We start from the raw sequence: 6025 nt of genomic DNA, 5'->3' as shown, positions 1-6025 counted from the left end.
GGCGCTCAATTGCTGGGGGCGGATGGACGACATGGTCGCCATCGCCGACGCCTTGCCCGATATGCGAGCGGAGTCCCGCCTACGGCTCGACCGCGCGATGGCCAGCGTTACGCGCGGCGCGGATCAGCCGCCGCTCGAAGCGCTGCTGGCGACGCGCGACCGGCTGCTGGAACCGGTCGCGGCCTGATCGCCTTAGCCGCCGCCGGGTGAATTATGGCCCCCGGCGGGAACGGGACCGCCACTGGGCGCATGGCCATGGTCGGGATTGCTGTCCCATTCGATATGATAGAGGTCGAACCGCCGGTCGCGCAGGTTGCGGACGGTCCCTTCGGCCCGTGCCCAGCTCAGGTCCGCCAGGTTCACGTCGGCCATCGTCAGCGTCTCGACATTCTCGGTCGATTCCGCCGCAATGCCATCGCGCGCGAAGGGCAGGTCGCATGGCGTCAGGATCGCGCTCTGCGCATATTGAATGTCCATATTGTCGACATTGGGCAGGTTGCCGACATTGCCTGACATCACGACATAGCATTGATTCTCGATCGCCCGCGCCTGCGCGCAGTAACGCACCCGCATATAGCCTAGGCGCGAATCGGTGCAGAAGGGCACGAAGATGATCCGCGCGCCCTGATCGACCAGGCGACGGGCCAGTTCGGGAAACTCGCTGTCATAGCAGATGAGGACGCCGATCGGCCCGCAGTCGGTCTGGATCACGTCGAGCGAATCGCCACCCTTGATGTTCCACCAGAAGGATTCATTGGGGGTGGGGTGGATTTTTTCCTGCGTGTGAACCGAGCCATCGCGTAGCGCGACATAAGCGATATTCTGGATGTCGCCATCATCGGCGCGGGTCGGGTGGGAGCCGCCGATGATGTTGATATTATATTGCAGCGCCATCCGCGTCAGTTCCTTGGTCAGGCGCGGGGTATAGCTGGTGAGCTTGTCGATCGCCTCCATCGGATTGAGCTTCTTGGTCTCGAACGACAGCAGGGGCAGGGTGAAAAGCTCAGGGAAGACGATGAAGTCGGAGCGATAGTCCGCCGCGACATCGACGAAATATTCGATGTTGCGGACGAACCCCTCGAAATCCTCGACCGCGCGCGCCTGCAACTGGCAGGTGGCGAGGCGGACGCTTTCGACGCCGCGCGGCACGCGCATTTCGGGCGCTTCGTCGGGATCGACATAGGGGTTGCGCCAGACCAGATGTGCGGCGTGGCCATCGGACTGCTTGTCTTCGGGCAGATAATTTTCCAGCACGCCCAGCGGTTCGAACTGGTTCTTGAGCTGGAAGCTGACGACCTGATCGCGGATCTTGCCCGCGGCGACCTTGTCCAGATAATCTTTGGGGCCTTCGACCTTGCGCTTGGCGCGCAGATAGCCCGGCATCCGGCCGGCAATGACGATGCCGTGCAAATCGAGTTGCTCGGCCAGTTCCTTGCGTTCGTCATAGAGGCGCTGGCCGATGCGCAGGCCGCGCAGCTTGGGGTCCACCGCCATCTCATAGCCATAGAGCCATTCGCCCGCCGCACTGTGGCGCGTGCCAAAGCCGTTGGCGGTGATTTCCTCCCAATCATGCCAGGCAAAGGCCATGCCCTTGCTGACCCGCATCGTCGCGCAATAGCCCACGACCTTGTTATCGTAGAGCGCGACGAAGCAGCCATCGGGGAAATTGTTGATCTGGCCGCGCACTGTGGCGGGGGAATAATTGGGTAGGCCCGGATAGACGCGGGCGATAAGTCGGATGATCGCGCGCACGTCGGTCGGCACCGCCGGGCGCACCTCAAGGCGTTTCTGCGTGGCTGTTGTCATGGCTTTCTTCCCTCGGCGCGATGGCTATGGAAAAGGCGGCACCGAATAATCGGCACCGCCTCATTCCGTTTCCGTACTGAAAGCTTCAGGAGCCTATCAGTTCCACTTGGCCATTTCGGTTTCCAGATTGACGCGGATCTGTTCGAAAAACTGTTCCGTCGTCATCCACGCCTGTTCCGGGCCGATCAGCAGCGCCAGATCCTTGGTCATCGCGCCATCTTCGACGGTCTTGATGCAGACGCGCTCAAGGGTTTCGGCGAATTTGGTGACTTCGGGGGTGCCGTCGAACTTGCCACGGAAGGACAGGCCCTGCGTCCAGGCGAAGATCGACGCGATAGGGTTGGTCGAGGTCGCCTTGCCCTGCTGATGCTGGCGATAGTGGCGGGTGACGGTGCCATGCGCCGCTTCGGCTTCCACCGTCTTGCCGTCGGGCGAGAGAAGGACCGAGGTCATCAAGCCGAGCGAGCCGAAGCCCTGCGCCACGGTGTCCGACTGGACGTCGCCGTCATAATTCTTGCAGGCCCAGACGAACTTGCCGCTCCACTTGAGCGCGGACGCGACCATGTCGTCGATCAGGCGATGCTCATAGACAATGCCCGCCGCCTTGAACTTGTCGGCGAATTCGGCGTCGAACACTTCCTGGAACAGATCTTTGAAGCGGCCATCATAGGCCTTGAGGATGGTGTTCTTGGTCGAAAGGTACAGCGGCCATCCACGGTCGAGCGCATAGTTCATGCTCGCCTTGGCGAAATCGCGGATCGATTCGTCCAGATTATACATGCCCATAGCAACGCCAGCGGCCGGGAAGTCGAACACTTCCTTTTCGATCTTCTCGCCATTTTCGCCGTCCCAGATCAGGCGCAGCTTGCCGGGGCCGGGGACCAGAAAGTCGGTCGCCTTATACTGGTCGCCAAAAGCGTGGCGGCCGATGACGATCGGGTCGGTCCAGCCGGGGACCAGGCGGGGGACGTTCTTGATGACGATGGGCTCGCGGAAGACGACACCGCCCAGAATGTTGCGGATCGTGCCGTTGGGCGACTTCCACATCGACTTGAGGTTGAATTCCTCGACGCGCTGTTCGTCGGGCGTGATGGTGGCGCACTTCACGCCGACGCCATATTGCTTGATCGCATTGGCGCAATCGACCGTGATCTGGTCGTTCGTCTCGTCGCGCTTCTGGACGGACAGGTCATAATATTTGAGGTCGATGTCGAGATAGGGGAGGATCAGCCGCTCGCGGATCCATTCCCAGATGATCCGGGTCATTTCATCGCCGTCAATCTCAACGACCGGGTTCTTCACCTTGATCTTCGCCATGCGCCTGTTCGCCTTCTTCATCGTGGGTGGATTTGGCAATCGCCCTAGGCAAAGCGGGCAGAATGTTCAACTGCGCAGGCACAGTTATATGACAGAGCGGAGCCTTCGCCGGGATCGGCCGTTGTCAGGGGGAAGCTCTCCCCCTAAAGATGGTGGCCATGGACAATAACGAAATCACGATCGCCGCTGGCGGCAATGTCAAATGGCGCTTTCCTTCGGTTCACCCGGAAGGGATGAAATTCGGCCTGATCGCGGTCGCGATCACGGCGCTCCTGTTCCTGCTGGGATGGGAGGTGCTGGGATGGCTGATGCTGATGGTGACGATCTGGGTCTTCGCCTTCTTCCGCGATCCAGTGCGTGCCGTGCCGCAGGATGAGGGCGCGATCATTGCCCCTGCCGACGGCCTGGTGACGCTGATCCAGCGTGTGCCGCCGCCGCGCGAAATGGCGGGCGTGGATGGCCTTGGCGATCAGCCGATGATCCGCGTGTCGATTTTCATGAGCGTTTTCGACGTCCATATCAATCGGACACCGATCGGCGGCACGATCAAGTCGGTCGTCTATATTTCGGGCAAATTCCTCAATGCCGATCTCGACAAGGCGAGCGAGGATAATGAGCGCCAGCATATATTGGTCGAACGCCATGACGGCGTGCGCATCGGCTTCACGCAGATTGCGGGCCTGGTGGCGCGCCGGATCGTGCCGTTCGTCAAGCCTGGCGACATGGTCGCAGCGGGGCAGCGCATCGGCCTCATCCGCTTCGGCAGCCGGGTCGATGTCTATCTGCCCGCCGGAACCGCGCCGCGCGTGATCCTGGGCCAGCGCACCATCGCCGGCGAAACCATCCTGGGGCAAATGGGTGATCGCCGGGTCGTCGCCGGTATTCAGCAATGAGGCGGCGGCGTGCCGTGCCACAGGGCATGCGGCGGGGCATTACCCTGCGCATGCTCGCCCCCAATGCGGTGACGGCAATGGCCTTGTGCTTTGGCCTGACCGGCGTGCGCTACGGCATATCGGGCGATTGGGAGCGGGCCGTGCTGTCGATCATCTTTGCCGGGGTGCTGGATGGACTGGATGGCCGGATCGCCCGTATGCTGCGCGGCGAAAGCCGATTCGGCGCGGAACTGGATTCGCTGTCCGATTCGATCGCATTCGGCGTTGCGCCGGCGTTGATCCTCTATCTCTGGTCGCTGCACGCCATGCCGAAATTCGGCTGGATATTCGCGCTGGCCCACGCTTTGTCCTGCGCGCTGCGCCTGGCGCGGTTCAATGCCAATATCGATGCGGAACAACAGCCGCATAAATCCGCTGGTTTCATGACCGGCGTGCCCGCACCCGCCGGGGCAGGCCTGTCCTTCGTTCCGCTCTATCTGTGGCTGGTGACGGGCGAAGATTTGTTTCGCGCTTGGTATGTCGTGGCACCCTGGACGGCGTTCGTCGCCTTCCTGATGATCTCCAACATCGCGACCTATAGCTGGTCGGCGCTGCGGTTGCGCAAGCGCATCCGGTTGGAAGTCATTGCCTTTGCCGGGTTGCTGGCGGCGTTGCTGGTAACCGATCCGTGGCTGACGCTGCTGTTGCTCTGCGCCGTCTATGTGGCCCTGATACCGTTCGGCATCATCTCCTATGCCAAGGTCGTGCGGACCCGCGAGGCGGAACCGCCAGCGACTGCCTAATAAACGATCAGGCCGCGAAAACGCTGTTCGGTACCCGGACGGCAGCAACGCGGCCTGCATCGGCGGCGCGAGGCCGACGGATACGCACATGGTAAACGGGCGTGTGCGGGATCGGCTCGAACTGGAGCGCGGCGATCATCTTGTCATGATAGAGTAGGAACATCCATGCTATGGTTCCCACAGCCATCAGGAATGCGCCAAGAAACAGGGTCGCTGCAACGAATGTGAACATCAACGTCACTTTCCATCTTGCCATTTGCACGGCTGGCCTCACTATGACGGTTTCAACGGCAGCGCACCGCCTTTGTTCCGTTTGTTCACTTTATGTTCCGGTTTGCGGCGCAAGTCAAGCCTTGCACATTATTTTCTGCGGCGTTAAAAGCGCGCCTCATTCCACATGGGAATCATCATATCCGGTGCTGGCGGTGGCCTTTCAGGCTCTCTGCGGTTCCCGATTCCCAGAGGCATTAACCGGAAGGAGATTATCTTATGGCGGCTCCTGTTGTCACCATGCACCAATTGATCGACGCTGGCGCGCATTTTGGCCACCAGACCCATCGCTGGAATCCGCGCATGAAGCCGTATATTTTCGGCGAGCGCAACGGCATCCACATCCTTGACCTGTCGCAGACCGTGCCCCTGTTCGGCCGCGCACTCGACTTCGTGTCGGGTACGGTTGCCGCCGGTGGCAAGGTGCTGTTCGTCGGCACCAAGCGCCAGGCGCAGGATCCGATCGCCGAGGCCGCGCGCAAGTCCGGCCAGCATTTCGTCAACCATCGCTGGCTGGGCGGTATGCTCACTAACTGGAAGACCATTTCCGGTTCGATCAAGCGCTTGAAGACCCTTGAGGAAAAGCTGCAGGGTGACACCCACGGCCTGACCAAGAAGGAAGTGCTTCAGATGACGCGCGAGCATGAGAAGCTCGAAATGTCGCTCGGCGGCATTCGCGACATGGGCGGCATTCCCGATGTCATGTTCGTGATCGACGCGAACAAGGAAGAACTGGCGATCAAGGAAGCCAACACGCTGGGTATCCCAGTCGTCGCGATCCTCGATTCGAACGTCTCGCCCGACGGCATCGCCTTCCCGGTTCCCGCGAACGACGACGCCAGCCGCGCCATCCGCCTTTATTGTGACGCCATTGCGGCCGCCGCGACCAAGGGCAACCGTGGTGCGCAGCAGGCTTCGGGCGTCGACCTGGGCGCGATGGACGAGCCGATGGCGGAA

Annotated in this window: 6 protein-coding genes and 1 pseudogene; 4 read left to right on the top strand and 3 right to left on the bottom strand. The window is 61.3% G+C overall.

Features of this window, described 5'->3' with window-relative positions:
* Positions 1–187, top strand: a pseudogene (locus IL54_RS23550) (beta-hexosaminidase); the annotation flags it as partial.
* 5 nt (positions 188–192) lie between these two features.
* Here the strand turns inward: IL54_RS23550 and IL54_RS21970 are convergent.
* Together IL54_RS21970 and IL54_RS21965 are read right to left on the bottom strand one after the other, a co-directional pair.
* On the bottom strand, positions 193–1806 hold the full coding sequence (locus tag IL54_RS21970) for a bifunctional GNAT family N-acetyltransferase/carbon-nitrogen hydrolase family protein (protein ID WP_037480474.1): 1614 nt from the start codon (positions 1804–1806) through the stop codon (positions 193–195).
* A gap of 96 nt (positions 1807–1902) precedes the next feature.
* The gene (locus tag IL54_RS21965) at positions 1903–3123 is read right to left on the bottom strand and encodes an NADP-dependent isocitrate dehydrogenase (RefSeq protein WP_037480840.1); all 1221 of its coding nucleotides are present in this window, start codon (positions 3121–3123) and stop codon (positions 1903–1905) included.
* Positions 3124–3281: 158 nt separating this feature from the next.
* On the opposite strand from IL54_RS21965, the gene IL54_RS21960 reads away from it, so the two are divergent.
* Both IL54_RS21960 and IL54_RS21955 read left to right on the top strand, forming a co-directional pair.
* Positions 3282–4016, top strand: a complete 735-nt coding sequence (locus IL54_RS21960) for a phosphatidylserine decarboxylase (protein WP_037480837.1) — start codon at positions 3282–3284, stop codon at positions 4014–4016.
* Positions 4013–4798 (top strand): CDP-alcohol phosphatidyltransferase family protein, encoded by a 786-nt coding sequence (locus IL54_RS21955; RefSeq protein ID WP_037480472.1) that lies wholly within the window; start codon positions 4013–4015, stop codon positions 4796–4798. The genes IL54_RS21960 and IL54_RS21955 overlap by 4 nt, the downstream gene beginning before the upstream one ends.
* A 7-nt stretch (positions 4799–4805) precedes the next feature.
* Here IL54_RS21955 and IL54_RS21950 read toward each other — a convergent pair whose 3' ends face one another.
* Positions 4806–5030, bottom strand: a complete 225-nt coding sequence (locus IL54_RS21950; protein ID WP_037480470.1) for a hypothetical protein — start codon at positions 5028–5030, stop codon at positions 4806–4808.
* Positions 5031–5287: 257 nt separating this feature from the next.
* Here IL54_RS21950 and rpsB point away from each other — a divergent pair.
* Positions 5288–6025: 30S ribosomal protein S2 (gene rpsB / locus IL54_RS21945; protein WP_037480834.1), on the top strand; the 738-nt coding region annotated here is incomplete at its 3' end.

The sequence above is a fragment of the Sphingobium sp. ba1 genome, assembly GCF_000743655.1.
Taxonomy (GTDB): domain Bacteria; phylum Pseudomonadota; class Alphaproteobacteria; order Sphingomonadales; family Sphingomonadaceae; genus Sphingobium.
Note: the sequence above shows the minus strand (reverse complement) of the source record. Positions and strands in the feature narration are given on the sequence as shown.